Source organism: Micromonospora sp. NPDC051924, assembly GCF_055586005.1.
In genome coordinates this window covers 106806-131703 of record NZ_JBVJJA010000011.1, presented here as the reverse complement: position 1 = coordinate 131703, position 24898 = coordinate 106806, and the positions used below count along the sequence as shown (strand labels likewise).

At 73.1% G+C, this 24898-nt stretch carries 20 protein-coding genes and 1 tRNA gene; 11 read left to right on the top strand and 10 right to left on the bottom strand.

From position 1 onward, the window contains the following. Positions 1-33: 33 nt before the first annotated feature. Positions 34-1509, bottom strand: coding sequence for a sensor domain-containing diguanylate cyclase (locus tag ACZ6S5_RS11720; RefSeq protein ID WP_465999948.1), 1476 nt, complete (start codon positions 1507-1509; stop codon positions 34-36). Positions 1510-1683: 174 nt separating this feature from the next. Here ACZ6S5_RS11720 and ACZ6S5_RS11715 point away from each other — a divergent pair, with 174 nt between their 5' ends. After that, a complete protein-coding gene (locus ACZ6S5_RS11715) occupies positions 1684-2463 on the top strand; it encodes a phosphodiesterase (RefSeq protein ID WP_465999947.1) in 780 nt (259 codons plus the stop codon). 4 nt (positions 2464-2467) lie between these two features. Further along, entirely contained in the window at positions 2468-3106 is a 639-nt protein-coding gene (locus tag ACZ6S5_RS11710; protein ID WP_465999946.1) for a histone deacetylase, read from the top strand. A gap of 61 nt (positions 3107-3167) precedes the next feature. Here the strand turns inward: ACZ6S5_RS11710 and ACZ6S5_RS11705 are convergent, their stop codons facing one another. After that, positions 3168-3971, bottom strand: a complete 804-nt coding sequence (locus ACZ6S5_RS11705) for an alpha/beta fold hydrolase (RefSeq protein WP_465999945.1) — start codon at positions 3969-3971, stop codon at positions 3168-3170. A gap of 285 nt (positions 3972-4256) precedes the next feature. Between ACZ6S5_RS11705 and ACZ6S5_RS11700 the strand changes: the two genes are divergently transcribed. After that, entirely contained in the window at positions 4257-5999 is a 1743-nt protein-coding gene (locus ACZ6S5_RS11700) for a bifunctional metallophosphatase/5'-nucleotidase (protein WP_465999944.1), read from the top strand. An 84-nt stretch (positions 6000-6083) separates the two neighbouring features. Here the strand turns inward: ACZ6S5_RS11700 and ACZ6S5_RS11695 are convergent, their stop codons facing one another. Next, positions 6084-7367, bottom strand: coding sequence for an MFS transporter (locus ACZ6S5_RS11695; protein ID WP_465999943.1), 1284 nt, complete (start codon positions 7365-7367; stop codon positions 6084-6086). Between the two features lie 240 nt (positions 7368-7607). Between ACZ6S5_RS11695 and ACZ6S5_RS11690 the strand changes: the two genes are divergently transcribed. After that, positions 7608-8081, top strand: a complete 474-nt coding sequence (locus tag ACZ6S5_RS11690; protein ID WP_465999942.1) for a hypothetical protein — start codon at positions 7608-7610, stop codon at positions 8079-8081. Positions 8082-8142: 61 nt separating this feature from the next. Here ACZ6S5_RS11690 and ACZ6S5_RS11685 read toward each other — a convergent pair whose 3' ends face one another. Beyond that, complete coding sequence (locus tag ACZ6S5_RS11685; protein WP_465999941.1) at positions 8143-9255, bottom strand: calcium:cation antiporter; 1113 nt, start codon at positions 9253-9255, stop codon at positions 8143-8145. A 350-nt stretch (positions 9256-9605) separates the two neighbouring features. Between ACZ6S5_RS11685 and ACZ6S5_RS11680 the strand changes: the two genes are divergently transcribed. Continuing rightward, on the top strand, positions 9606-11396 hold the full coding sequence (locus ACZ6S5_RS11680; RefSeq protein ID WP_465999940.1) for a trypsin-like serine protease: 1791 nt from the start codon (positions 9606-9608) through the stop codon (positions 11394-11396). 261 nt (positions 11397-11657) lie between these two features. Here the strand turns inward: ACZ6S5_RS11680 and ACZ6S5_RS11675 are convergent. Both ACZ6S5_RS11675 and ACZ6S5_RS11670 read right to left on the bottom strand, forming a co-directional pair. After that, positions 11658-11734, bottom strand: a tRNA-Pro gene (locus ACZ6S5_RS11675). A 66-nt stretch (positions 11735-11800) separates the two neighbouring features. Continuing rightward, the gene (locus ACZ6S5_RS11670; RefSeq protein WP_465999939.1) at positions 11801-12694 is read right to left on the bottom strand and encodes a metallophosphoesterase; all 894 of its coding nucleotides are present in this window, start codon (positions 12692-12694) and stop codon (positions 11801-11803) included. Positions 12695-12719: 25 nt separating this feature from the next. Here ACZ6S5_RS11670 and ACZ6S5_RS11665 point away from each other — a divergent pair, with 25 nt between their 5' ends. After that, positions 12720-13175 carry a GatB/YqeY domain-containing protein gene (locus ACZ6S5_RS11665; protein WP_465999938.1) on the top strand — a complete coding sequence of 152 codons (456 nt, stop codon included), beginning with the start codon at positions 12720-12722 and terminating at the stop codon, positions 13173-13175. Between the two features lie 64 nt (positions 13176-13239). Here the strand turns inward: ACZ6S5_RS11665 and ACZ6S5_RS11660 are convergent, their stop codons facing one another. Beyond that, positions 13240-15672: a penicillin-binding protein gene (locus ACZ6S5_RS11660; RefSeq protein ID WP_465999937.1), complete on the bottom strand. Its 2433-nt coding sequence runs from the start codon at positions 15670-15672 to the stop codon at positions 13240-13242. A 401-nt stretch (positions 15673-16073) separates the two neighbouring features. Between ACZ6S5_RS11660 and ACZ6S5_RS11655 the strand changes: the two genes are divergently transcribed. Continuing rightward, positions 16074-16394 carry a WhiB family transcriptional regulator gene (locus tag ACZ6S5_RS11655; protein WP_465999936.1) on the top strand — a complete coding sequence of 107 codons (321 nt, stop codon included), beginning with the start codon at positions 16074-16076 and terminating at the stop codon, positions 16392-16394. Between the two features lie 25 nt (positions 16395-16419). Here the strand turns inward: ACZ6S5_RS11655 and bagB are convergent, their stop codons facing one another. The 3 genes from bagB to ACZ6S5_RS11640 are packed head-to-tail and all read right to left on the bottom strand — an operon-like array spanning position 16420 to position 19334. Further along, the gene (gene bagB, locus ACZ6S5_RS11650; RefSeq protein ID WP_465999935.1) at positions 16420-17571 is read right to left on the bottom strand and encodes an ATPase BagB; all 1152 of its coding nucleotides are present in this window, start codon (positions 17569-17571) and stop codon (positions 16420-16422) included. 54 nt (positions 17572-17625) lie between these two features. Beyond that, positions 17626-18603, bottom strand: coding sequence for an ATPase BagA (gene bagA, locus ACZ6S5_RS11645; RefSeq protein WP_465999934.1), 978 nt, complete (start codon positions 18601-18603; stop codon positions 17626-17628). A gap of 26 nt (positions 18604-18629) precedes the next feature. Beyond that, entirely contained in the window at positions 18630-19334 is a 705-nt protein-coding gene (locus ACZ6S5_RS11640) for an Rv0361 family membrane protein (protein WP_465999933.1), read from the bottom strand. A gap of 378 nt (positions 19335-19712) precedes the next feature. On the opposite strand from ACZ6S5_RS11640, the gene ACZ6S5_RS11635 reads away from it, so the two are divergent. From ACZ6S5_RS11635 to ACZ6S5_RS11620, 4 genes are all read left to right on the top strand, one after another. Further along, positions 19713-19868: a DUF4177 domain-containing protein gene (locus ACZ6S5_RS11635; RefSeq protein WP_013736319.1), complete on the top strand. Its 156-nt coding sequence runs from the start codon at positions 19713-19715 to the stop codon at positions 19866-19868. A gap of 5 nt (positions 19869-19873) precedes the next feature. Further along, positions 19874-20335 (top strand): RidA family protein, encoded by a 462-nt coding sequence (locus ACZ6S5_RS11630; RefSeq protein WP_123240860.1) that lies wholly within the window; start codon positions 19874-19876, stop codon positions 20333-20335. Between the two features lie 119 nt (positions 20336-20454). Next, on the top strand, positions 20455-21249 hold the full coding sequence (locus tag ACZ6S5_RS11625; RefSeq protein ID WP_465999932.1) for an MBL fold metallo-hydrolase: 795 nt from the start codon (positions 20455-20457) through the stop codon (positions 21247-21249). Next, positions 21246-24827, top strand: a complete 3582-nt coding sequence (locus ACZ6S5_RS11620) for an adenylate/guanylate cyclase domain-containing protein (RefSeq protein WP_465999931.1) — start codon at positions 21246-21248, stop codon at positions 24825-24827. Before ACZ6S5_RS11625 ends, ACZ6S5_RS11620 begins: the two co-directional genes overlap by 4 nt. Positions 24828-24898 lie beyond the last annotated feature (71 nt).

Here is a 24898-nt window from a genome sequence, read left to right as displayed (position 1 = left end):
GGGTGCGGGGGTGCGGGGTGCGGGGGGGTGTGGTTAGGCGGCGGCGAGGCGGACGGCGTCGCGGCCCTGGCGTTTGGCCGTGTAGAGGGCCTGGTCGGCGCGGTGGAGGGTGCGCTCCGGCGGCTCGCCGGGGCGGGGGAGGGCGACGCCGACGCTGATGGTGCGGCCGGTACGCCGGGCCGCCTCGGTCAGCCGCTCGGCAATCCGTACCGCCTCCTCCGGGCGGTTCACCTCGATCACCGCGACGAACTCGTCGCCCCCGGTCCGGTACAGCTCGTCGCCCTGCCGCAGCGCCCCCTCCAGCGCCCGGGCGAGCCCGACCAGCAGCCGGTCCCCGGCCTGGTGGCCGTACGTGTCGTTGACGTCCTTGAACCCGTCCACGTCGATCGCCAGCAGGGCGGTACGCCCCGGCGTGGCGCGCGCGATCCGCTGGCCGAACGGCCCGGTGTGCCGCAGCCCGGTGAGCGGGTCCGAGCTGGCCTGCTCGCGCAGCCGGGCGAGCGTACGCAGCCGGTCGAGGCAGGTCCACGCCTGGCCGGCGAGCAGCTCCATGAGGTTGACCGTGGTCGGGTCGGGACGCAGCAGGCGCTCGTCGGCGACCAGCAGCAGCCCGCCGCCGTCCGGCGGCCCGACCGGCACCGCCACCACGGTGCGCGCCCCGGCCGAGGCGAGCGGCAGGTAGTCCTCGGTCGGCGGATGCCCCGCCTCGCCCAGCGTGTACGCGGCGCCGTTCCGGTGCGCCCGGGCGATCATGTGGCCGAGCGCGGCCGGCCCGGCCTCGGTCAGCTCGGCCCGGATCCGCGACTCCAGCTCACCCGGGGTGCCGGTGGGCGCGCCCAGCCGGGGCCCACGCCGACCGGCGAGGAGCAGCACGGCGGCGGGGAGCCCGGAGACGTCCCGGGCGGCGGTGATGGCGGCGGCCATCAGGTCCCAGTCGGTGGGGGCGGCGGTCATCGCGGCGGCGTGCCGGAGCAGCTTCTCGCTGCGGCTCTCCGCCGGCGGGCCGCCGAGCGCCACGATCCGCGCGCCCAGCCGGCCGGCCAGCCGCTCCGCGGTCTCCCGCCACCGCTCCAGCTCGACCGGTCCGCTCCACTGCAGATCGAGTACGCCGAGCGGCCGCCCGGCCGGGTCCAGCACCGGTACGCAGATCTCGGCGGTGACGTCCGGGCGTACCGGCAGGTAGTCGGGGTCGGCGGTGACGTCGGCGACGACCGCCGGCTCGCCCGAGGCGTAGACCCGGCCCACTATCGACCGCTCCAGGTCGCGGCGCGGCGTCAGACGCGCCGAGCTGGAGCTGTCGCCGCCGGTTTTCGGCGGCACCGTGGAGAAGACCTGCCAGGCGCCGGTGGCCGCGACACAGCGGAGCCGGTCGTGGACCTGGAGCAGGACCGAGATGGTCGCGGGGGTGTACCGGGCGAGCGCGGCGGCCGTCCACTGGCACGCCTCCAGCGCGGTCGACGCCATCGGCAGGCGGACCGTGACGTCTCGGACGACTCGCTCGTGATCCACGTCGTTCCTGGTCGGAGGGGGGCGGGCGCGATCAAGGGTACTCAGCCGCCGGTCCGGCGACCTTCGTACACATGTGCTATCCACAGGCTGTGGACACGGCCTGTGGGTGCGCCGGGGCCGCGCGGTGGGGGCGGTCGGCGATAGCGTGAGGGGTCCCGGTCCGAGGAGGCGTCGATGCTCATCGCCCAGCTCAGCGACCCGCACGTGACCACCGGTCCGCTCGCCGCCGAGCAGGCCACCGGGCTGCACCGGGCGCTGGGCCGGGTGCTGGCGCTGCGCCCCCGCCCCGACTGCGTGGTGATCACGGGTGACCTGGCCGACAACGGCCGTCCCGACGAGTACGCCGCGCTCCGCGAGATCATCGGGCGGTTCCCGCTGCCGGTGCACCTCGCGGCCGGCAACCACGACGACCGGGAGTCGTTGCTGGATGCCTTCGGCGGCACCCCCTACCTGGGCGGAGGCTTCTCGGCTCACTACCACGTCGACCACCCGGCGGCGACTGTCGTGGTGCTCGACTCCCTCCTCCCGGGGGACGCCGCCGGCCGGCTCGGCGAGGACCAGCTCGGCTGGCTCGACGGGGTGCTCGCCGGCCGCCCCGAGGTGCCCGCCGTCGTGTGCCTGCACCATCCGCCGGTCGCGGTCGGCATCCCGGCCATGGACGCCATCCGGCTCACCGGCGCCGACGCGTTCGCCGCCGTGATCGGCCGGCACCCCCATGTCGTACGCGTCGCCGCCGGCCACCTGCACCGGCCGGTGACCAGCAGCTTCGCCGGCACGGTGCTGACCACCGCGCCGAGCACCTGGATGCAGGTGGGCCTGACCATGACCGACGACCCGGAGATCTGGATGGTGGCCGAGCCGACCGGCTTCCTGCTGCACCAGGTGGCCGAGGACCGCTGCGTCACACACACCGTCCAGGTGAGCCGTGCCGCCGGGCGGACCTGCTGGTTCTGACCGGATGGACCGGCTCTGGTACGTCGCGTACGGCTCGAACCTGCATGCCGAGCGGCTGCGCCACTACCTCGCCGGTGGCCGGCCGCCCGGCGGGCTGCGCAGGTATCCGGGCTGCCGGGACTGCCGACCACCCAGCCGGGCGGTCCCGGCGCTGGTCCCCGGCGGGGTCTACTTCGCCGGCGAGTCGCGGGCCTGGACCGGCGGGATGGCCTTCTACGACCCGGAGCTGCCTGGCCGGGCGGCGGTCCGCGGCTACCTGGTGACGGTCGAGCAGTTCGCCGACATCGCCGCGCAGGAGATGTACCGGCCGCCCGGCGCGGACCTCGACCTGGTCCGCGTGGCGGCGGAGACCGGCCGGGCGGCGCTCGGCCCGGGCCGCTACGAGACCCTGCTCCGCGTCGGTACGCGGGACGGCCTGCCGATGCTCACCTTCACCGCCCCGGTGCGGGCGTCCGACGTGGAGTGGACCGCGCCCGCCCCGGTCTATCTGGGCCTGCTCGCCTGCGGGTTGCGCGAGGCGCACGACTGGGACGCCGAGCGGATCGTCGCCTACCTGGCCGACCGGCCGGGCGTCGCCGGGTGGTGGACGCCGGTGGCGCTCCGCGAGCTGGTGTCGGGGGTCCTCACCGGCCGGCCGGGGTGACGGATCCGACCGGCAACCCGGAACGGACCGGGATTTCTGACCAACCCGGTCGACGGTGGGATCAGCGGAGCAGTGCGTCGCGCAGCGCGGAGGCCAGCGTCTCCGGCGGCACCTCGTGGAAGCCGCCGGCCAGGCTGCGGTGGGTGGCGCCGGGCACCGCCCGGGCGGTCGCCGCAGCCGCGTCCCGCAGCCACTCCGGGCTGCCGGTGCTGTCCACCACCACGGTCGGGGCGGTGATGGTGGCGAGCCGGTCGGCGGGCAGGGCGCCGTCACCGGTGACCGTGGTGTCGTACGCCAGGGTGTGCGCCAGCCCCTCCATCCACGACCACTCCGGCGCGCCACGCATCCCGCTGACCGCCTCGGCCGGCACCCCGACGGCGTCGGTCAGGAACAACTCCACCGCGTCGCCGCGCCGGCCGGCCGACACCAACTCGGTCAGCCGCTCGGAGAGCCCCGGCTTGCGGCCACCGTGCGGGCCGGCCTGGAACGGCGGCTCGAAGAGCGCCAGCCCGGCCACCGGCAGGCCCTCGGCCGTCGCGTACGCGGCCAGGATCGCCCCGGACGACAGGCCGTAGAGGTAGGCGCGGCCGCCAGCCTGCTCGATCAGGGCCGCCACGTCCTCGATCTCCCGCTGCACCGCGTAGGGTCCGGTGTCGCCGCTGCCGCCCCGGCCCCGCCGGTCGTAGCCGTAGACGGTGAAGTCGGACGTCAGCGCGGCACCCAGTGGACGGACGGTGCTCCGGTCGTTGAAGGCCCCACCGACCAGCACGATCGGCGGCCCTTCGCCGGCGGTCTCGTACGCGATGGTGGTGCCGTCGGCCGACCGCACCGTCTCCACCGTCCAGGTGGTCCCGTTCGACGTCATGGCTACTTTTCTAGCCCAGACCTGTGACAGCGGGGGGCCGTGAAGGAATTCACCTGCCGGTCATGTCGGACTCGTCGGGCATACCGCTACAGGTAGTCGTGCAGATCCACGATTCGGAGGTGCCGCCCCGGTCGACCGATCGCCCGGTGGATGAGAAGCTTGCCCCCGGCGGGGCGGCGCTCCCCCGACAGCCGCCCTCGCGACGACCCCTGTCACGGCACGGATCAGGGTCGCCGGGCGAACCATCGTCCGGACAGCCACGCGCCGAATCTCACGAGGAGTTCCATGTCCGTCCCCGGGATGCGTCGGGCCGCCGTCGGCCTGGCCGCACTCGCCGCGACCGCGTTCACCGCGGTCGCCGTCAACCCCAACCAGGCCGAGGCCGGGCCGAAGCCGGTCGACGTCAAGCTGCTCGCCATCAACGACTTCCACGGCAACCTGGAGCCGCCGACCGGCTCCAGCGGCACCATCGCCGGGCAGACCGCGGGCGGCGCGGAATACCTGGCCACCCGGCTCAACCAGTTGCGTGGCACCACCGACGAGGAGCGGGAGCACACCGTCACGGTCGCCGCCGGTGACCTGATCGGCGCCTCCCCGCTGCTCTCCGCCGCCTTCCACGACGAGCCGACCATCGAGGAGATGAACCTCGCCGGGCTCGAGTTCACCAGCGTCGGCAACCACGAGTTCGACGAGGGCGCCACCGAGCTGCTGCGCATGCAGAACGGCGGCTGCCACCCGGTGGACGGCTGCGCCGACGGCACGCCGTTCGAGGGCGCCAAGTTCCAGTACCTCTCCGCCAACGCCTTCAAGACCGCCACCGGCCAGCCGCTGCTGGCGCCGTACGGCATCAAGAAGGTCGACGGGGTCAAGATCGGCTTCATCGGCATGACCCTGGAAGGCACCCCGCAGATCGTCAGCCAGCAGGGCGTCGCGGGTCTGTCCTTCGCCGACGAGGCGGACACCGCCAACAAGTACGCCAAGATCCTGCAGGCCCAGGGCGTGCAGAGCATCGTCGTGCTGTTGCACGAGGGTGGCGTGCAGAACGGCGGCGGCATCAACGACTGCACCGGGTTCAGCGGCCCGATCGTCGACATCGCCAACCGGATGGACCCGGCCATCGACGTGATCGTCAGCGGGCACACCCACGCCGCGTACAACTGCAACATCAACGGCAAGCTGGTCACCAGCGCCAGCTCCTTCGGCCGCCTGGTCACCGACATCGACCTCCAGGTCGACCGGCGCAGCGGCGACGTGATCAGCGCCAAGGCGAACAACGTCGTGGTCACCCGGGACGTCCCGAAGGACCCGGCCAGCACCGAGCTGATCACCCACTACAAGACCGCGCTGGGCCCGGTGGCCGACAAGGTGGTCGGCGAGACCACCGCGGCGATCACCAAGACCCAGGAGAACCTGTACCAGACCGGTACCGACCCGAGCACCGGCAAGCCGACGTACCAGACCGGTGAGTCGCCGCTCGGCAACCTGATCGCCGACGCCCAGCTCGCCGCCACCGACAACGAGCAGAACGCGGTCGCCGCGTTCATGAACCCCGGTGGGGTCCGCGCCGACCTCGACGCCGGCCCGGTCACCTACTCCGAGGCCTTCACCGTCCAGCCGTTCGCCAACAACCTGGTGACCCTGGACCTGACCGGCGCCCAGCTCTACTGCCTGCTGGAGCAGCAGTTCACCACCACCAAGGTGCTGTACGCGTCCTCGACCGTGCACTACGTCGTCGACCCCAACGGCACCACCGCTGCCGCCAGCGCGCCGTGCGGCGGCACCCGGGTGGTCCGGGGCAGCCTCACCATCAACGGCACCCCGGTCACCGACACCGCGACCTACCGGGTCACGGTGAACAACTTCCTCTCCGGCGGTGGGGACGGGTTCAGCGTCCTCACCGGTGGCACCAACGCGGTCACCGGCATGATCGACCTGGACGCCTTCACCGCGTACCTGACCGAGAAGTCGCCGGTCTCGCCGCCGGCGCTGAACCGGATCCAGACCACCGCCGAGGTCCCCGCCGCCTGACGCGGACCCGGTACGACGAAGGGCCCCGGAGCCAGCCGCTCCGGGGCCCTTCCGCATGTCGGGGCCCGCCCCGCGGGGTTGTCGTCAGGCGGAGACGGGTGCCGGGACGGCGGCCGGGGTCGGGGTCGGGCGGCCGTCCTGGGTGGGGGTCAGCAGCCGGCGCAGCGACAGGGCCAGCACCGAGGCGGTCAGGCAACCGCCCACCACCACCACGACCCAGAGCCGGCCGTGCGCCGCGCCGATCAGCGGGCCGGCGGTGACCGGACCGATGATCCCGCTGATCCCGAAGATCATCGAGCTCATCGCGTTGTAGCGGCCGCGCAGCTCGTCGGTGGCGAGGGCGTTGGTCAGCGCCGGCATGACCGGCGACAGCATCGTCTCGCCGAAACCGAAGATGGCCGAGCAGGCCACCACGCCGAGCGCGGCGAGCAGCGCGTTGCCCGTACCGATCACGCCGGCCGCGCCGAGGACGAGCCAGGCGGTGGCGAAGACCGCGCCCACGGCGGCGAGCGCCCCCGTCCGGCTGCGCCCCTCCATCCGACGGATGACCAGCAGCTGGGAGAGCACGATCATCACGGTGTTGCAGGCCAGCGCCCAGGCCACCACCCGGGGCGTCACCTCCACCACCCGCACCGAGTACGCGGCGAAGCCCACCTCGATCTGCGCGTAGCCGCAGGTGGTCAGGACCAGACCGAAGAGGACCAGGCGCCGGAACGGCCGGTCCCGCAGCACGGTGAGGTAGCCCCCGCTCGTCCGGGCGGCACCCGCCTCCCGGGCCTGCGCCAGCCGGTGCCCCACGTGCGGCAGGGTCAGCAGGATCAGGCCCGGCGTCAGGTAGCTCAGCGCGTCGAGCAGGTAGATGGCCTGGAAGGTGACCGGGCGGGCCACGTCGACGACCGCGCCCGAGATCAGCCCGCCCACCCCGATGCCGAGGTTGAGCAGGGCGAACTGCAGGCCGAACACCCGCTGCCGCTCCCCGTCGCCGGTCAGCGAGGCGAGGATGGTGGTCTGCCCGGACCACAGTGCCGAACCGCCCACCGCGATCAACGTCATCACGCCGAACGCCGCCGCGGTCGAGTCGACCAGCGCCAGCGAGGCGGTGCCGATCGCCTCGACGACCAGGCAGGGCAGCACCACCCGTCGCGCGCCGAACCGGTCGATCAGCGTCCCGCCCAGCGGGGACAGGGCGAGCGTCACCGCCCCGAACCAGCCGATCACCAGGCCGGCCAGGTTGTCGGAGAGCCCGCGCACGTCGGTCAGGTAGATGAAGAGGAACGGCAGGGTGAGACCGCGCCCCACGGCAGACAGCAGGGTGCCGATCAGGATTCGGCGGGCTTCCGGGCGGGCGGGTAGGGCGCGGCGCAGCATGCCTGGATTCTGTGCGCCGGGTACGACGGGTCGCGAGCGGTTTACGGACGTCACCGTGCCGGGCGAAGCCACCGGGTGACGAAGGACACGCCCGGATTGACCTCCGGTGTGGAGAGCGGACGCGGGCCGGTGGCCGGACACCTCTGGCCGGGCGGGGTCGTGGGCCGCGCAGCGCCCGGTGCAGCCGGACGGGACTGACTGAGCCGGCCCCCTGTCGGTGCCGTCTGCCATGCTGGCCCGGTGACCACGACCTGGCGGCACCTGCCCGCCCCCGCCCGGGAGATCGCCGAGGCCGCCGGCGCGGCGGTCGCCGTCGCGACCGACCGGGACGCCGAGGCGTACGGGCCGGCGGTGGCGCGGCTGGCCGCCGCCGACCGGGCCGGCCTGGTGCTCGGCGGCGTGGTCCGGCTGCTGCTGGAGGAGACCCACCCGGACGGGCTGGACGGCGACGACGTCCGCCGGGTGCTGGAGCGCTGCGTCCGGTCCACCGCCACGTGGTGGCCGGACGTCGACCCGCACGTGCTCCTGGTGCTGCTGGCGAGTGCGCTGGGCGTGTACGACCCGGGCGACGACGACCCGCCGCCGGAGCCGGCCGCGATCGCCCGGCACGCCCCGCTGCTCGTTGCCGACCTGCTGGCCGCCACCGGCCGCCCGTTGGCGGGCTACCTGTCCGCGGCGTTCGCCGAGGTCGCCCGCACCGAACTGCACGACTGAGCCGGTTGGCCGCCGCTCGCCGGGCCGGCATCCGGTCAGGAGAGATGGAGGAGGCCCCGTCCTACGGGCTGGCGGCCAGGAAGACGAACGCCGCGAGCAGCACCAGGTGCACCCCGCCCTGGAGCACGGTCGCCCGTCCCGGCACGACGGTGAGCACCCCGGCCACGGCGGTGAGCGCGAGCAGCGTCAGCTGCGTGCCGCCGAGGCCCAGCAGCAGCGGGCCGTCGAGCCAGATCGAGGCCAGCGCGATGGCCGGGATGGTCAGGCCGATGCTCGCCATGGCCGAGCCGAGCGCCAGGTTGAGGCTGATCTGCACCCGGTCCCGGCGGGCGGCGCGGGCGGCGGCGAGGGTCTCGGGCAGCAGGACCAGCAGAGCGATGACCACGCCGACGAACGCCTGCGGCAGGTTCGCCGCCGAGACGCCGGCCTCGATCGCCGGGGAGATGGTCTTCGCGTTGCCGACCACCGCGACCAGGGCCACGACCAGCAGTGCCAGGCTGACCAGCGCGGTACGGGCGGACGGCGGGTCGGCGTGCCCGTCGCCGTCGGCGTCCTCGGCCAGGATGCTGCCCTCCTGCGTCACCGGCAGGAAGTAGTCGCGGTGTCGGCCGGTCTGCACCATCACGAACAGCCCGTACAGGGCGAGCGACGCCACCGCCGCGAAGGCGAGCTGCGTCGGGGAGAACTCCGGACCCGGCCGGCTGGTGGTGAAGGTCGGCACCACCAGGCTGAGGGTGGCGAGGGTGGCCACGGTGGCCAGCGCCCCGCCGGTGCCCTCCGGGTTGAAGACGGCCACCCGGCGGCGCAGCGCCCCGAGCAGCAGGGAGAGGCCGAGGATCCCGTTGCAGGTGATCATCACGGCGGCGAAGACCGTGTCCCGCGCCAGGGCCTGGGTCTTGTCGCCGCCGCTGATCATCAGCGTGACGATCAGTCCGACCTCGATCACCGTGACCGCCACGGCGAGTACCAGCGAGCCGAACGGCTCGCCCACCTTGTGGGCCACCACCTCGGCGTGGTGCACGGCCGCCAGCACCGCGCCGGCCAGCAGCGCGGCCACCACGACGATCAGCGCGGGCGGCAGGTCGCGCCCCCAGCACGCCGCGAGCACGAGGACCGCGATCGGGGGTACGAGGGTCGTCCAGTCGGTCAGGCGGGATCGAATCAGGGCGGCCATCCACCAACCTTGCCAGGAAATCCGGTCAGCCGCCCCTGCCCAAGATCGTCGGCGATCCGTCCGGACGCACGGTGACGTGATCTTGGACACTGGCCTCTGGCCGGGGCGGCCGGATGTGCACCAACGGATCTTCAATTTTCCCTGCGGGCTTGCTAGCGTCTCGTCGCTCGGAGCCGCCAACGAGCGTCGCCCGATCTGTCGCCGACGCCTCTCCCTCCGCTCGGGCGCGGGAATCCACTGTCGTACGAGGTCATGCGCCTCGGCGGACTCGTCGTCCTCCCGCGCCTGATCGGCGTACGTCACGCTGGCGGCTTCGAGTGCCTCGATCAACCGGACGACAGGAAGAAATAGTGGCTCAAGAGGCAGACACCGCAGGAGCCCGACGGCGGCGGGCGGCTGGAATCCTGGCCGGCCTCGCCCTCGGTGGCGCGGCAATCGTCGCACCCGGAACGGTCGTCCAGGCCGCCCCGACCGACGGCGGGTACGACGCGAGCAGTGTCCAGGCCGCCCGGCAGACCAAGCTGCCGCACTACCGGGAGGGCAACTTCACCCCGCCGGCCCCGGGCGCGTACGGACCTCGCTTCCAGTCGACCAGCAGCGACCCGAAGCCGAGGATCGCGGGAGGCACGCTGGCCAGCGCGTCGCAGTTCCCCTACGTCGTCGGGGTCGTCACGTACCTGAACGAGGGCGGGGTCGGCTGGTGCACCGGTACGATCATCGCCCCCAACAAGGTGCTGACGGCCGCACAGTGCACCGCCGACGGAGCTGGCACCACCCGGGTTGTCGCCGGGCACGACCAGCTCCTCGACGCGAACGGAAACGTCATCACCACCAGCGGCTACGTGGCCGAGGTCGGGTCCACCTGGACCCACCAGGGCTGGAACATCGCCGCGCAGTACGCGAACACCGCGGACATGATCCTGGACGACGTCTCGGTGCTCACCCTCAAGCAGAACCTGCCGGCCGAGTACGCGCCGGTCACGCTGAGCGATCAGGGCGACCAGGCGCCGTACGCGGAGGGCACTTCTGCCGTCCTCGCCGGCTACGGTGTGACCAGCTCGACCGACCCGGGTGACACCCGGCTCCGCACGGCGGCGATCACCATGCGCGCCGACACCGCCTGCGCCAGCTACGGGCAGTACGACGCCAACCGGATGATCTGCGCCGGCGGGTACCCGGACGGGGACCTGACGGCCTGCAGCGGCGACGCCGGTGGCCCGCTGCTGGTCGGTGGCAGGCAGGTCGCGATCACCGACTGGGGTTACGAGCCCTGCGGTTTCACCTGGGGATACTACGAGCGGCTCAGCTACTACAACACCGAGATCAAGAAGGACCTGTCCCGGCCGCCGTTGATCAACGCCGACTGGACCGGCGACGGCCACACCGACCTGATCGGCCGGGACTCGTCCGGCAACCTGCGGCTCTACCTGGGCAGTGGGTTCGCCAACGACGGGTACGGTGGCTTCTGGTCGTCGGAGATCATCAACAGTGGTTGGGGCGGCTTCAAGCGGGTCTTCCGGGTCTACAACTGGAACGGCGACCGGACGCCGTCGATCATGGCGGTGAACGCGGCCGGGGAGCTGTGGATCTACAACACCGACGGCATGGGCAACTTCGTCGGCGGTGCGAAGAAGATCGGCACCGGCTGGGGCAACTTCACCGCCCTGATGGTGACCAACAACTGGCTGGGCAACAACCTGCCGAGCCTGATGGTCCGCAAGTCCAACGGTGAGCTCTGGCGCTACACCAGCAACGGTGCGGGCGGCTGGCTCAACCCGGCGGGCACCCGGATCGGCACCGGCTGGAACGGGTTCAACCTGTTCCTCACGCCGGGCGCCTGGAAGGGTGACGGCAAGGAGGTCCTGATCGGCCGTACCTCCACCGGCTACCTGAAGATGTACCAGACCGACCTGAAGGGTGGCTGGACCAACCCGGCCGGCACCCAGATCGGCAGCGGCTGGGGCGGCTTCAAGAACATCGTGACGCCGGGCGACTGGAACGGCGACAACATGATGGACATGCTGGGCGTCAACAGCAGCAACCAGATGCGCTTGTACACCACCGACGGCCACGGCAACTGGATCGACGCCAGCGGCAAGGTGATCTCCAGCGGCTGGGGCAGCTTCAACCTGGTCTTCTGATCGGATCCGCTGAACGGAAGGGCCCGCGACCTCGGTCGCGGGCCCTTCCGCCGTCCGGGCCGTGGCCCGCGCCCGGAGGCCGGGTCGACCACTTCCTGGACATCGAGCCGATGGCCCGTCGCCACCTCGACACCGGGATGACGTGACCGAGATCGCAGATGCGCGCGCCGCTTGCTGCCTTGTCGCGGCCTGCGGTGGCGCGGTGACCCCGGGAAAGCATCAAGGCCCCTCCGCGGAGGGGCCTTGATCTGCTCTTACCTCTGGTCGGGGTGGCCGGATTCGAACCGACGACCTCTTCGTCCCGAACGAAGCGCGCTACCAAGCTGCGCCACACCCCGAGGCGTGCCGACAAATAGTAGCCCACCCGCCCCGGGGATCAAACTCGGTACCCCTCCCCCTGGCGGTCAGCGGGGGATGAGGGTGAGCACGCTCGCCTCGGGCGGGCAGGCGAACCGCACCGGAGCGGTCGGGTGCGTGCCGAGACCGGCGGAGACGTGCAGCCAGGAGTCCGAGCCGGGCCAGCGGTGCAGCCCGCGCGCCATCGAGCGGGGCAGCCCGCAGTTGGTCACCAGCGCGCCGTAGCCGGGGACACAGACCTGGCCGCCGTGGGTGTGCCCGGCGAGCAGCAGCCCGAACCCGTCCGCGGCCATCCGGTCGAGCACCGCGGGCTCCGGGGAGTGGGCCACGCCGACGGAGAGGGCCGCCCCGGAGCTGACCGGTCCGGCCACCGAGTCGTAGTCGTCCCGCTCGATGTGCGGATCGTCCACGCCGACCAGCTCGATCTCCCGACCACCCGCCTTCAGGGTGGTCCGCGCGTTGTTCAGGTCGACCCAGCCCGCCCCGGTGAAGACGTCGCGCAGCTCCTCGTACGGCAGCGGCACGCCCTCGGTGTACTCGCGGTCGGGGAGGAAGTAGGTGAACGGGTTCTTCCAGACCGGCCCGGTGTAGTCGTTCGAGCCGAAGACGAAGGCTCCGGGCAGGTCGAGCAGCGGTTGCAGGGCCCGCAGCACGCCCGGTACGGCGTCCGGGTGGGCCATGTTGTCCCCGGTCACCACCACCAGGTCCGGGTCGAGCGCGGCCAGCGAGGCCACCCAGTCCTGCTTGCGCCGCTGGTTGGGCGTCATGTGCAGGTCCGACAGGTGCAGTACGCGCAGCGGCTCGGCGTCCGTGGGGAGCGCAGGCACGTCGTACCGGCGCAGGGTGAACATGTTGCGCTCGACGAGCGCCGCGTATGCCAGGGTGGCCGCACCGGCGGCGACGGTCCCGGCGGCGAGCCGGAATAGTGTGCGCTTTCGCATGGCGTTCAGGGTAGTTTGACCGTCCATGAGCACGCTGAAGGACCGTCTCACCGCCGACATGCGCGCCGCACTCAAGGCGCGCGACGAGCTGACCACCTCCACCCTGCGGATGGCCCTCGCGGCCGTCGGCAACGCCGAGGTCGCCGGCAAGGAAAAGCGCGAGCTCAGCGACGACGAGGTGCTCGCGGTGCTGACCAAGGAGGCCAAGAAGCGGCGCGAGGCCGCCACGGCCTTCGCCGACGCGGGTCGCGCCGAGCAGGCGGGCAAGGAGACCGCCGAGGGGGAGGTGCTGGAGCGCTACCTGCCGAAGCAGCTCTCCGACGAGGAGCTGGCCGGGCTGGTCGCGGGGGCACTCGCCGCGGGCGGCTTCACCGGCAAGGCGCAGATGGGTCCGGCCATGAAGGCGGCCCAGACCGCGGTGGCGGGCCGGGCCGAGGGTGGCCGGGTGGCCGCCGAGGTACGCCGCCAGCTCGGCCTCTGACCGGCCGCTGACGACGAAGCGGGCGGGCACCCATCTTGGGTGCCCGCCCGCTGTCGTGTCGGGGTTAGCGGCGTGGTGGTCGTCCGGGACCGTTGCCGGTGGTCGGCGGGGGTGGGGTATTGCCGCTTGGCTGGCCGCCACCGCCGGCGCTGACCTCGATGGTCACCACGCCGCCCTTGATGGTGCGCCCGTCCGGGCTGGTGCCGGCGGCGGTGCCCACCGGGCAGTCCGACGGGGTCGGGCTGTTCGCGACCACCGGCTCGAAGCCGGCCCCGCGCAGCCGCGACTTGGCGGTGTCGATCGACTGGCACTTCACGTCGGGGATGGAGCGCTGGTCACCCTCGAGGATCTTCCCGCTCGGCGGGGTGAAGTCGATCCGCTCCTTGCCCACCATGGCGTCGCGGAGCGTCTCGTAGACCGCCGGGTTGATGCCCCAGGGCACCTCGTTGTGCTTCATCCGCTGGGTGGTCTGCGGCCAGTCCGGGTCGGCCTCGATGCCGGCCACCGCGTACTGCTTGGTCATGGCGACCAGGGCCGAGGTCTTGTCCGAGTCGGTGGTGCCGGACTTGCCGGCCACCGGAGCCTTGACGATCCCGTGCACGTTGCCCGCGGTGGCGGTCTTGCACTTGCTGGTCGAGGAGTGGTCACCCACCGGGCAGCGGGCGGCGTCCACCGCGGCCCGGGCCACCTGGGTGCTGAGCCGCTGCTCGCAGTGCGGGTTGGCGATGTCGAGCTTGTCGCCGTCCGGGCCGCGGATCTCCTGGACCGGGATCGGCTCGCAGTACTTGCCGTCCGCCGCCAGCGTGGCGTACGCGTTGGCCAGTTCCAGCGGCGTGGTCTGCGAGACACCGAGGGTGAACGCGCCCCACTGGTGCGCGGCGTCCTTGTCCGAGGCGTAGTCGGCGTCCTTCGAGGCCCGGAAGGTGATGCCCAGCTTCTCGGCGGCCTTCACCACGTTCTCGGCGCCGACCCGCTGCTGGAGCGCGACGAAGAACGTGTTGACCGAGAAGCCGAACGCGCTCCACATGTTGTGCACGCCGGCCATCGCCTTGTTGGCGTTGACCGGGCAGTAGAAGTGCGTGCCCGTACAGGCGGCCGGGTTGCCGGAGTCGATGATGTACTCGGACTTGAACTGCTCCGGCGCGTTGATGGTGTAGCTGAGCGGGTAGCCCTTCTCCAGGGCCGCCACCAAGGTGAAGATCTTGAAGGTCGAGCCGGCCTGGTAGCCGGTGATGCCGGGGCCGCCGGTGATCAGCGGGTTCACCGTGTTCGGGCGGTTGCCCCGGATGCCCTTCCTGGCCTTCTTCGGGTCGCTGGAGAGCTTGTTCTGCGGGTGCTTCGGATCATCGATCTTGAAGTTCCGGTTCACCGCGATGGCCCGGACCCGGCCGGTGCCTGGCTCGATCACCGCCACCATCCGGGCGGCCGTGGCGCTCGGGCTCAGATGGTTGCGGACCGCCTTGTCGGCGGCCTTCTGCGCCTGCACGTCGAGCGAGGTGGTGATGGTGTAGCCGCCGCTCTTCAGCCGGCGCTCACGGTCGTACGAGGTCGAGCCGAACGTCTCCTGCTGCAGCCACCAGCGGTAGAAGTAGTCGCAGAAGAAGCCCCAGCTCTGGGTGTTGGTGGCGACGCAGCCGTTCGGGGTGCGCTTGTCCTTCACCACCAGCTTGATCTTCTTGGCCTGGTCGGCCTGCGCCTGGGTGATGGCGCCGATCTGCACCATGTTCTGGATGACGTAGTCGCGTCGCCCGACCGCGTCCGGGTAGCCGGACTTGGTGGTGGGGTCGAACGAGGTGGGGGCCTTCACCAGGCCGGCGAGCATCGCCGACTCCTGGATGTCGAGCTTGCTCGGCGGCTTGCCGAAGTAGACCTGGCTGGCCGCGTAGATGCCGTACGCGCCGTTGCCGAAGGCGGCGATGTTCAGGTAGCGCTCCAGGATCTGGTCCTTGGAGAGCTCCTTGTCGATCTGGAGCGCGTAGCGCATCTCGCGCAGCTTCCGGGCGCTGGTGTCCTCGGTCGCCGCGACCACGTCGGCCGGGTGGGTGGCCGAGTAGGAGATGGCCAGCCGGACGTACTGCATGGTGAGCGTCGACGCGCCCTGCCGGGAGTTCGTCCCCGACTGGTTGTTGACGAACGCCCGGGCGACGCCGTTGAGGTCCACGCCGTTGTGCTTGTAGAAGTCGTGGTCCTCGGCCGCGATGATGGCCTTCTGCATGTACGGCGAGATGTCCTTGAGCTTGACGTCGCGCCGGTTCTCGTCGTACATCGTGGCCAGCGGTGTCTTGCCGTCCGCGGCGAGCAGGTAGCTGATCTGCGGCGCGCGGGCCACGGTCAGCTCCTTGGGCAGGGCGCCGAAGGTCTCCGCCCCCGCCTTCGCCGCGAGTCCGGACATCGCCACCGCGGGGAAGGCCGCCGCTGCGACCACCACGCCGGCCAACAGGCCACAGACAAGCAGCGATGCGGCGTTGGTCAGCACATTGTGGTCACGCTTCCGCATCCAGGTCACCTCGACAGGGTACGCGAGTAGGGAACGAGGGGCGCGCGGGGAACTTTCCCCATTTCCAGCGCGCGCCGGCCTCGTTGTGCTAAACGCACGAGCCCTGGTGCGTGGTTGCGTGAACCTGGCGAAAGTCTCCCCCGAACGGAGGAGCCGCGCAGCGTTTTCACCTACTCCGGCCGGGTAGACGGCGGGCGAGAGCCCGGGAAGCCGGGAGTGTCCGGAATGATGGATTTAGCCGACAACGTTGCGTAATCGGCCGACTACCCAGCATGATGGTGGCTGCGACAGAGCCACGTGTCATCCGTGCCGCCCTGGGGAGGCCGGGCGGATGACCAGGGGGTCGATTCGAGGGCTGGTCGCGCGAAGTCGGTAGGTACTGCAAGGGGGGACGTGTACAGATGGGCATGATCACTGACTGGCCGTCACTGGCGGCGTGTCAGAACGGGGACCCGGACGCGTTGTTCGTACAGGGCGCCGAACAGAACGTGGCGAAGAGGATCTGCCGGAGCTGCCCAGTTCGGTACGAGTGCCTGGCCGACGCGCTCGACAACCGGATCGAGTTCGGTGTGTGGGGTGGCATGACCGAACGCGAACGCCGGGCGTTGCTGCGCCGTCACCCGCAGGTGACCAGCTGGCGGAAGATGTTCGAGGCCGCCATGAAGAAGAACGCCAAGGAGAAGACCGGCAAGGACAAGGTCCTGGTGAGCACCGCCAACTGATCGTCGCGTCGGTCGGTCACCCGGCTCACCGCCGGCTGATCGCCTCGCCGATCGTCCGTAGCCCGTCGACGTCGTGCACGTCGGCGGGCTGCGCCGTCACCGACACCGCCGGCACCGCCGGGAACGCCTCGGTGAACCGGGCCGCCACCCGCTGCTCGCGTACCGCCTGCTGGGCCAGCGCGGCGTGGGCCCGCAGCACCTCGACGGTGCCCTCATGCCCGCCCTCGGCGGTCAGTCGCCCGGCGGCGGCGAGGCTGTCGGCGGCGCTCAGCTGCGGCACCGCCGGCTCGTGCACCCGGTTGAGCACCAGGCCGGCCAGCGGCATGCGCTCCTCACGCAGCCGGCCGGCGAAGTAGGCGGCCTCCCGGACCGCGTCCGGCTCCGGCGCCGCGACCAGCAGGAACGCCGTCTCCCGGGCCTGCAGGATGCGGTACGTCTGCTCGGCCCGCTGCCGGAAGCCGCCGAACATCGAGTCCAGCGCGGCGACGAAACCGGAGAGGTCGGTGAGCAGCTGGGCGCCGATCACCTTCTGCACCACCTTCGAGAACATCCCGAAGCTGGCGGTGACGAAGCTGAACATGCTCCGGCCCCCGCTGCGCGCCGGCGCGAGCAGCAGCCGCAGCATCCGGCCGTCGAGGAAACGGGAGAGCCGGGCCGGGGCGTCGAGGAAGTCCAGCGCCGAGCGGGACGGCGGGGTGTCCACCACGATCAGGTCCCACTCGCCGCGGGCGTGCAGCTGACCCAACTTCTCCATCGCCATGTATTCCTGCGTGCCGGCGAAGGTCGAGCTCATGGCCTGGTAGAAGGGGTTGGCGAAGATCTCCGCCGCCTTCGCCGGATCGGTGTGCTGGAGCACCACGTCGTCGAAGGTGCGCTTCATGTCGAGCATCATGGCGTGCAGCTCACCGCCGCTGGCCTCGACGTCGATCCCCTTGACCCGGCGCGGGGTGTTGTCCAGCTCGGTCAGGCCGAGCGACTGGGCCAGCCGGCGGGCCGGGTCGATGGTGAGCACCACCGTCCGCCGGCCGTGCCGCTCGGCCGCCCGCAGCGCCAACGCCGCCGCGGTGGTCGTCTTGCCCACGCCGCCCGCCCCGCAGCAGACCACGATCCGCACGCCGGGGTCGGCGAGGATCTGGTCGACGTCCAGCGGAGGCGCCGCGTCTTCGGAAGGCACCAATCGAGCGTATCGGTCTCGGGGGTGTCTCTGCTCCGTGCCGGCCGCAGGTGTGAGTCAATCGGCCCGGACGAGCGTTCTGGCCAGCGTCTCCAGCCCCGCCCGGTCCACCCCGTCGGGCAGTAGCGGCAGCTCGGTCAGGGGCAGGTCCAGCTCCATCAGGTCGGCCCGGAGCGAGTCCTCCAGCTCGCGGCGTACCCGCTGGTCCCGGGCCTCCGCGACCAGCCCGGCGACGGTGCGGCCGTCGGTCGGCAGCCCGGCGGCGGACAGCCCCCGCTTCAGCTCGGCCGCGGTCACCGCGCGGCCGGCCGGCACCGGGGGCCGGGTCCCGTTGACGATCACCCGGCCGACCGGGAAGCCCAGCTGGGTCAGCTCCGCGATCGCGTCGACCGTCTCCTGGACCGGCATCTCCTCCAGCAGGGTGACCACGTGCACGGCCGTAATCGGCGAGCGGAGCAGCACGGACACCCCCTCGCTCTGGGTCTTGATCGGGCCCATCTTGGCCAACCGGGCGGTCTCCGCCGTGACGTTGAGGAACCGGCCGATCCGCCCGGTCGGCGGCGCGTCCAGCACCACCGCGTCGTACGTCCGGCGCTGGCCGCTGGTGCGGGTGGTGGCCTCCTTGACCTTGCCGGTGAGCAGCACGTCCCGCAGCCCCGGGGCGATGGTGGTGGCGAAGTCGATCGCGCCGAGCTTGCGCAGCGCCCGGCCGGCCGCGCCGAGCTTGTAGAACATGTCCAGGTACTCGAGGAGCGCCTCCTCGGCGTCCACCGCGAGGGCACGCACCTCGCCGCCGCCCGGGGCGTCGGTCAGGTGGCGCTCCTCGTAGGGCAGCGGGTCGGTGCCGAAGAGCTGGGCGATGCCCTGCCGCCCCTCCACCTCGACCAGCAGGGTGCGCCGGCCACCGGCGGCCAGCCCGAGGGCGAGCGCCGCGGCCACGCTGGTCTTGCCCGTGCCGCCCTTGCCGGTCACCACGTGCAGGCGGGCCGGCCACCCGGTGCCGGCCGGCTCGGCCGGCTGCTCAGCTGCTGCCACCCGTCGAGCCTATCCAGCCGGCGGAATCAGGCGACCTCGCAGACCCACCAACCCGTCTTCTGCACCACGGTGAAGCGCAGGTCCTGGTCGGCCACCTTCTCGTCCGAGGTGGTCATGGTGACCCGGGTGGTCACGGTCGCCCGGTCCCCGGTCCGGTTGTCCACCTTCGGCGTGGTCCAGCGGAACCGCGCGTTCTGGTACTGCGTGGCGTACTTCTTGACCTCGGCGACCTTGGCGGCGATCTTCTTGTCGTCCCGGGAGGCCGAGCAGACGAAGGTGGCCGCCTTCCGAGCGTCGCGGTCCTTGTAGACGGCGGTGAGGAAGCCGTCCACCGCGACCGTCGGCTCCTTGGCGCCCTGGCCGTCCTCCGCGTTGCGCAGGGTGAGGAACGCGGCCGTGCCGCCGCCGCCGCAGAGCAGCACCGCCGCGGCCAGCACGATCGAGGCGATCAGCAGGCCGCGCCGTTTCTTGGGGGCCGGCGGGTTCTGGTACGGCGGATGACCGGGTGTGGGCGGCGGATAGGCGGCCCCGGGAGGCGGCGGCGGATAGGCCCCGGGAGGCGGCGGGTACGCCCCGGGCGTCGGCGGCGGGTACGCCCCGGGAGGCGGCGGAGGGTACGTCCCGGGAGGCGGCGGCGGATACGCCCCGGGCGTCGGCGTGGCGCCGAAGGGCGGCTGCTCGGGCGACGGGCCACCGGGCGCGGCGGCGCCGCCGATGGGCGGTTGGGTCATGTCTTCCCCCGGGGTGCGGCGTCGCCGCCGCCCCAGGCGACGGACGCGTGATCGAGCGTGGCGGGCGAGCGGGGTCGCCCGTCCAGACCGGAAGGGTAGCGGTCGATGGGCGACTTGCCAGCCCCGCGTGCCCGGAGCCCGGCTCCATCCGGCGGGAACGTGAGAACGGTGTCGCGTTGCCGGCGGGGGATGTGTCGCATTTGTGACTGCGACCTGCTGCTGCCCGACCGCACCCGGTTCGCCCAGCGGTACGACCACGAGGGGGCCCTGCGGCGAACCGCCCGCGACCCCGGAGCAGCGTCCCGCGTCCCGGCAGTTCCGCCGGATCGTAGGCTGTGCCTGACCGAAGTTCATGCCAGGCAAGGGAGCCTCAACCCGATGCAGAAGTGGGAATACGCCACGGTCCCGCTGCTGGTCCACGCGACCAAGCAGATCCTCGACAACTGGGGCGAGGACGGCTGGGAGCTGGTCTCCGTGGTTCCCGGCCCGAACCCGGAGCAGCTCGTCGCCTACCTCAAGCGGCCGAAGGCGTGACCGGCATGAGCAACGGACCGCACGCGAAGCTCGCCGAGCTGGGCCTGACCCTGCCCGAGGTGGTGCCGCCGGTCGCCAGCTACGTGCCGGCCGTCCAGTCCGGGCAGCACGTCTACGTCTCCGGCCAGCTCCCCATGGCGGAGGGCAAGTTGCTCGCCACCGGCAAGGTCGGCAACGGCGTCTCCGCCGAGCAGGCGAAGGACCTGGCGCAGCGCTGCGCGCTGAACGCCCTCGCCGCGATCGACGCGCTGGTCGGGCTGGAGAACGTGGTCAAGGTGGTCAAGCTGACCGGCTTCGTGGCCAGCGCGCCGGGCTTCACCGGCCAGCCGGGCGTGATCAACGGTGCTTCCGACCTGTTCGGCGCCGTCTTCGGCGAGGCCGGCCGGCACGCCCGCAGCGCCGTCGGGGTGGCCGAGCTCCCCCTCGACGCCCCCGTCGAGGTCGAGGTCATCGTCGAGGTCGCCTGATCCGCCGCCACCCGCGATCTTGCGGTTGTGGTGCCGGCAGATGGCCCGCAAGGGGACATAACACCAGCCGAAACTGCAAGATCGCGGGGAGTGGCGGGCGGGGTCGTACGATCGCTGCCATGGGCGGGCATGTGACGGGAGCCGCAGGTGCCCTGGCGGACGAGCTGCCGGGCTGGGTGACGCTGCTGCGTGCGCCGAATCCGGGGCCGATGACGCTCGACGGCACCAACACCTGGGTGCTGCGCGCCCCCGGCGCGGACCACTCGGTCGTCGTCGACCCGGGCCCGGCCGACGAGGCGCACCTGGCCGCCGTCGCCGCGTACGGGCCGGTCGGGTTCGTGCTGATCACCCACGGGCACCCCGACCACACCGAGGGCGCGCCCCGGCTGAGCGAGCTGCTTGGCGGGGCGCCGGTGCTCGCCGCCGACCCGGCGCACACCATCGGCGGTGCGCCGCTGACGCCGGCCGCCGCGCTGGACGCCGGCCTGGAGATCCGCCTGCTGAGCACCCCCGGGCACACCGCCGACTCGGTCTGCTTCCTGGCCGGGCACGGCGACGAGCGGGTGGTGCTGACCGGCGACACCATCCTGGGCCGGGGCACCACCGTGGTCGCCCACCCGGACGGGCACCTCGGGGACTACCTGTCGAGCCTGGAACTGCTCTCCACGTACCGGGGGGTCCCGGCGCTGCCGGGGCACGGCCCGGCGCTGGCCGACTGCGGCGCGGCGGCCGAGTTCTACCTGGCCCACCGGCGGGCCCGCCTCGACCAGGTGCGGGCGGCGATGGCCGCGGGGGCGACCACCGCGCCCGAGGTGGTCGCCACCGTCTACGCCGACGTCGACCGGTCGCTCTGGTGGGCGGCCGAGTGGTCGGTCCGCGCCCAGCTCGAGTACCTCGGAGTGGAGCAGCCGTGACCTGCCCGGTCTGCGGCACGCTCGCCGTCCCCGGGGCGAAGTTCTGCCACAACTGCGGGGCGGCGCTGCCCGCCGCCGCCACCCTGCCCACCGCCGAGCGGCGGGTGGTCACCGTGCTCTTCGGCGACCTCTCCGACTTCACCTCCTGGTCGGAGGACCTCGACCCGGAGCGGGTCGGCGCGGTCACCGACCGGGTGCTGGCCGCCCTCGCCGGCGCGGTCAAGACCTTCGGCGGGCACGTCGACAAGCTGACCGGCGACGGGATCATGGCGGTCTTCGGGGCGCCGGTGGCGCACGAGGACGACGCCGAGCGGGCGGTCCGGGCGGCGCTGTCCATGCAGCGGGCCGTCCGCCGGGTGCTCGACGACGAGCGGGGCGGCGGTGCGCCGCTCGGCCTGCGGGTCGGGTTGAACACCGGCGACGTCATCGCCGGCATCCAGGCCGCGATCGAGTACACGGTCATCGGCGACACGGTCAACACCGCGGCCCGGCTCGCCGACGCCGCCGCCGTCGGTGCGGTCTACGCGGGGGCGCGGACCGCCGCCGCCACCCGGCACGTCGCCTCCTGGCGGGCGCTGCGGCCGCTGCGGCTCAAGGGCAAGCGCGAGCCGGTCGAGGCGTACGAGCTGCTGGGCCTCCTCGACGCCCCGGGCACCCGGTCCGGCCTCGGCGACGAGGCGCCCTTCGTGGGTCGGGAGACCGAGATCGGCCGGCTCGCCGGCCGGCTCGCCGAGGTGATCGACCGCAGCGAGCCCCGGGTGCTCCTGATGACCGCGGAGGCCGGGATTGGCAAGTCCCGGTTCGCGGCCGAGGTGGAACGCCTCGCCGCCGGCTACGACGTGGGCGCCGGCCGGTTCGCCGCACACACCGGCGCCCGGGTGCTCTCCGTACGCTGCGCCGCGTTCGGCGAGCGGCGCCGGCTCGCCCCCCTCGCCGACCTGGTCCGGGCGGCGGTCGGCCTGCCCAACGACCCGGCCACGGCGCTCACCCGGCCGGCGGTCGAGGAGCGGCTGCGCCGGCTCGGCCAGCGTCTCGGCCGGCTCTCCGCCGACCTTCCCCCGATCGCCGTCGACCAGCTCCTGGCCCTCCTCGGTTACGCGGAACTCCCCGCCGCCGGGGAGAGCGGCGAGTGGAACGCCGCCTCTCCGCCGCCGGACGCCGAGGCGGTGCCGAACGCGGTCGCCGACCTGCTCAGCGCGCTCGCCGTGGAGGCGCCGCTGGCCATCGTCGTGGACGACCTGCACGACGCCACCGCCGAGACCGTCAACGCGCTCGGGCTGACCCTCAACCGGCTCAGCGGACCGGTGCTGGTGCTGCTGCTCGGCCGTCCCGAGCTGGTGCGCACCGCGGGTGCGCTGACCCGGGTCGCGGACGCCGAGGTGCACGCGCTGCCTCCGCTGCGCGGCGCGGACGCCTCCCGGCTGCTCACCAGCTACCTGGGTGGCGGCAAGCTGTCGCAGGCCGACGCGGACCGGCTGCTCGCCACCGCGCAGGGCAACCCGTTCTACCTGGCGGAGCTGGTCACCCTGCTGATGGAGCGCGGCGCGCTGACCGCCGGCCCGGGGCGGGGCGCCAACGTCGGCTGGCGGCTCGCCCCCGGCTCGCTGGGTAGCCGGCTGCTCTCCCGCGACCTGGCCGCCGTACTCGCCGCGCGTATCGACGCGCTGCCGCCGGACGCCCGCTCGGTGCTGAGAGACGCGGCGGTGGTCGGCGACACCGTGCCCACTGGCACCCTCGAAGCACTCCGCGAGCAGCGCGTGGGCCTGGCCGGCCGGCCCTCGGCGGTGGCCGCGGTCGAGCTGGACCGGGCGGTGGAGGAGCTGCTGCAACGGCGCATGCTGCACCGCACCCGGACCGGCTTCGCCTTCGCCACCCCGCTGATGCGGGAGGCCGCGTACGCCGGGGTGAGCAAGGCCGAGCTGGCCGAGCGGCACGCGGCGCTGGCCCGCTGGGCCGCCCCGGAGAGCGCCGACGGCGCCGCCGTGCTGCCCGGCGGGTTCACCGAGGCCGCCCGGGACGACTTCGTCGCCGAGCACGTCGAGCGGGCCACCACGCTCGCCGACGCGGTGAAGCTCCGCCCGGACGCGCCGGCCCGTGCGGTCGCCCCGCTCGGCGTCGCCGCGCTCGGGCGGGCGGCTCGGCGGGCGCTGCGCTCCGGCGAGCCGGCCCTGGCCGTCGAGTACGCCGAACGCGCCGCCGAGCTGGCCCGGGACGGGCTGCCGCTGGCCGACCGGGTGGTGCACGCGCGGGCGCTGCTCCAGATCGGCCGGCCGACCGACGCGCTCGCCTTCGCCGAGAAGATCGCCGCCAACGCCGGGGACGCGGCGGCCACCCGGGCCAGCGCCCTGCTGCTGGCCGGGCAGGCCCACCAGACCCTCGGCGACGCCGACCGGGCGGAGCGCTGCTGGCAGGAGGCGTTGCAGGTGGCCACTGCGGCGGAGCTGCCGACGATGCGCGCCTCGGCGATGCGCCGGCTCGGCATGGCCGATTTCATCGCCGGCCGGCTGGGCCAGGCGAGCAGCCGGCTCGCCTCCTCCTACCAGGTGAGCCTCGCGGCGAGGGACCCGCGCGGGCAGGCCTGGTCGTTGCAGAACCTGGCCTGGGTGACCACCACCCGGGGTGACTTCGCCGGCACCGATGCGGTGCTCGGCCGGGCCGCCCGGCTCTTCGCCGAGCTGAAGGACCCGTACGGGCGGGCCTGGTTGCGCGGCACCACCGCGTTCGCCCGGCTGCTCGCCGGCCGGCTCGGGGAGGCGTGCCGGATGGCGCAGGTCTTCCTGCCGTTCGGCGAGCGGGTCGGCGAGGCGTGGGCGGTCGGCACGCTCCGCGCGGTCGAGGCGTACGCCACCGCCGAGCTGGGCGAGCTGGCCGAGGCGGACCGGGGGGCGCGCCGCGCGTACCGGGAGTTCGCCGAGGTCGGTGACGACTGGGGACAGGGCTTCGCGCTGGTCGTCCGCGGGGTGGTGGCGCGTGGGCTGGGCGAGCCGGAGCACGCCGCCGACCTGCTCACCGACGCCCTCGCGTACGCGGGCCGGACCTCGCATCCGCTGCTCACCGGGATGGCCGGCACGCTGCGCGGCTTCGTGGCGCTGGACATGGGCGACCACGAGACCGCCGAGCGGGACGCCCGCGCGGTGCTGACCACCGTGGAGCCGCACAACCCGCAGGCCCCCGCCCAGGTGGCGCCCCGGGTGCTGCTCGCCATGGCCCGGCTCGCCGCCGGCGACCCCGCCACCGCGGTGGGGCTGCTCGCCCCGGTGGCCACCACCGCCGCCAACACCCCGTCGCTGCTCTTCTCCCGCCGCCAGACCATGGCCCGGTACGCGACGGCGCTGCTCGCCCACGGGCAGCGCGAGCAGGCCCTGGACTGGGCGCAGCGGGCCATGCGCGCGCCGGCCGAGGACGTCCGGAGCCAGGTCATCGCGGCGATGGTGCTGGCCGAGACGCTGGACGCCTGCGGCCGCCGGGCCGAGGCGCTGGCCAGCGCCGAGGAGGCCGTCCGGTTGGCGTACGCCACCGAGCAGCGCAGCGAGCGGGCCGTCGCCGAAGCCCTCCGCACCCGCCTCGCCGCACCCTGACCCCCTTGATCCGCACTGATTCACGGGAAGAGTGGCTGTCCGCCGGCCGCAGCGCACTCTTTCCGTGAATC

Bases quoted from the DNA above. Each gene is read 5' to 3' on its own strand.
- ACZ6S5_RS11670 (WP_465999939.1), bottom strand. From the start codon at position 12,694: ATGCGAAAGCGCACACTATTCCGGCTCGCCGCCGGGACCGTCGCCGCC.
- ACZ6S5_RS11640 (WP_465999933.1), bottom strand. From the start codon at position 19,334: ATGACCCAACCGCCCATCGGCGGCGCCGCCGCGCCCGGTGGCCCGTCG.
- ACZ6S5_RS11695 (WP_465999943.1), bottom strand. From the start codon at position 7,367: ATGCTGCGCCGCGCCCTACCCGCCCGCCCGGAAGCCCGCCGAATCCTG.
- ACZ6S5_RS11635 (WP_013736319.1), top strand. From the start codon at position 19,713: ATGCAGAAGTGGGAATACGCCACGGTCCCGCTGCTGGTCCACGCGACC.
- ACZ6S5_RS11700 (WP_465999944.1), top strand. From the start codon at position 4,257: ATGTCCGTCCCCGGGATGCGTCGGGCCGCCGTCGGCCTGGCCGCACTC.
- ACZ6S5_RS11625 (WP_465999932.1), top strand. From the start codon at position 20,455: ATGGGCGGGCATGTGACGGGAGCCGCAGGTGCCCTGGCGGACGAGCTG.
- ACZ6S5_RS11710 (WP_465999946.1), top strand. From the start codon at position 2,468: ATGGACCGGCTCTGGTACGTCGCGTACGGCTCGAACCTGCATGCCGAG.
- ACZ6S5_RS11660 (WP_465999937.1), bottom strand. From the start codon at position 15,672: ATGCGGAAGCGTGACCACAATGTGCTGACCAACGCCGCATCGCTGCTT.
- ACZ6S5_RS11685 (WP_465999941.1), bottom strand. From the start codon at position 9,255: ATGGCCGCCCTGATTCGATCCCGCCTGACCGACTGGACGACCCTCGTA.
- ACZ6S5_RS11705 (WP_465999945.1), bottom strand. From the start codon at position 3,971: ATGACGTCGAACGGGACCACCTGGACGGTGGAGACGGTGCGGTCGGCC.
- ACZ6S5_RS11665 (WP_465999938.1), top strand. From the start codon at position 12,720: ATGAGCACGCTGAAGGACCGTCTCACCGCCGACATGCGCGCCGCACTC.
- ACZ6S5_RS11630 (WP_123240860.1), top strand. From the start codon at position 19,874: ATGAGCAACGGACCGCACGCGAAGCTCGCCGAGCTGGGCCTGACCCTG.
- ACZ6S5_RS11655 (WP_465999936.1), top strand. From the start codon at position 16,074: ATGGGCATGATCACTGACTGGCCGTCACTGGCGGCGTGTCAGAACGGG.
- ACZ6S5_RS11715 (WP_465999947.1), top strand. From the start codon at position 1,684: ATGCTCATCGCCCAGCTCAGCGACCCGCACGTGACCACCGGTCCGCTC.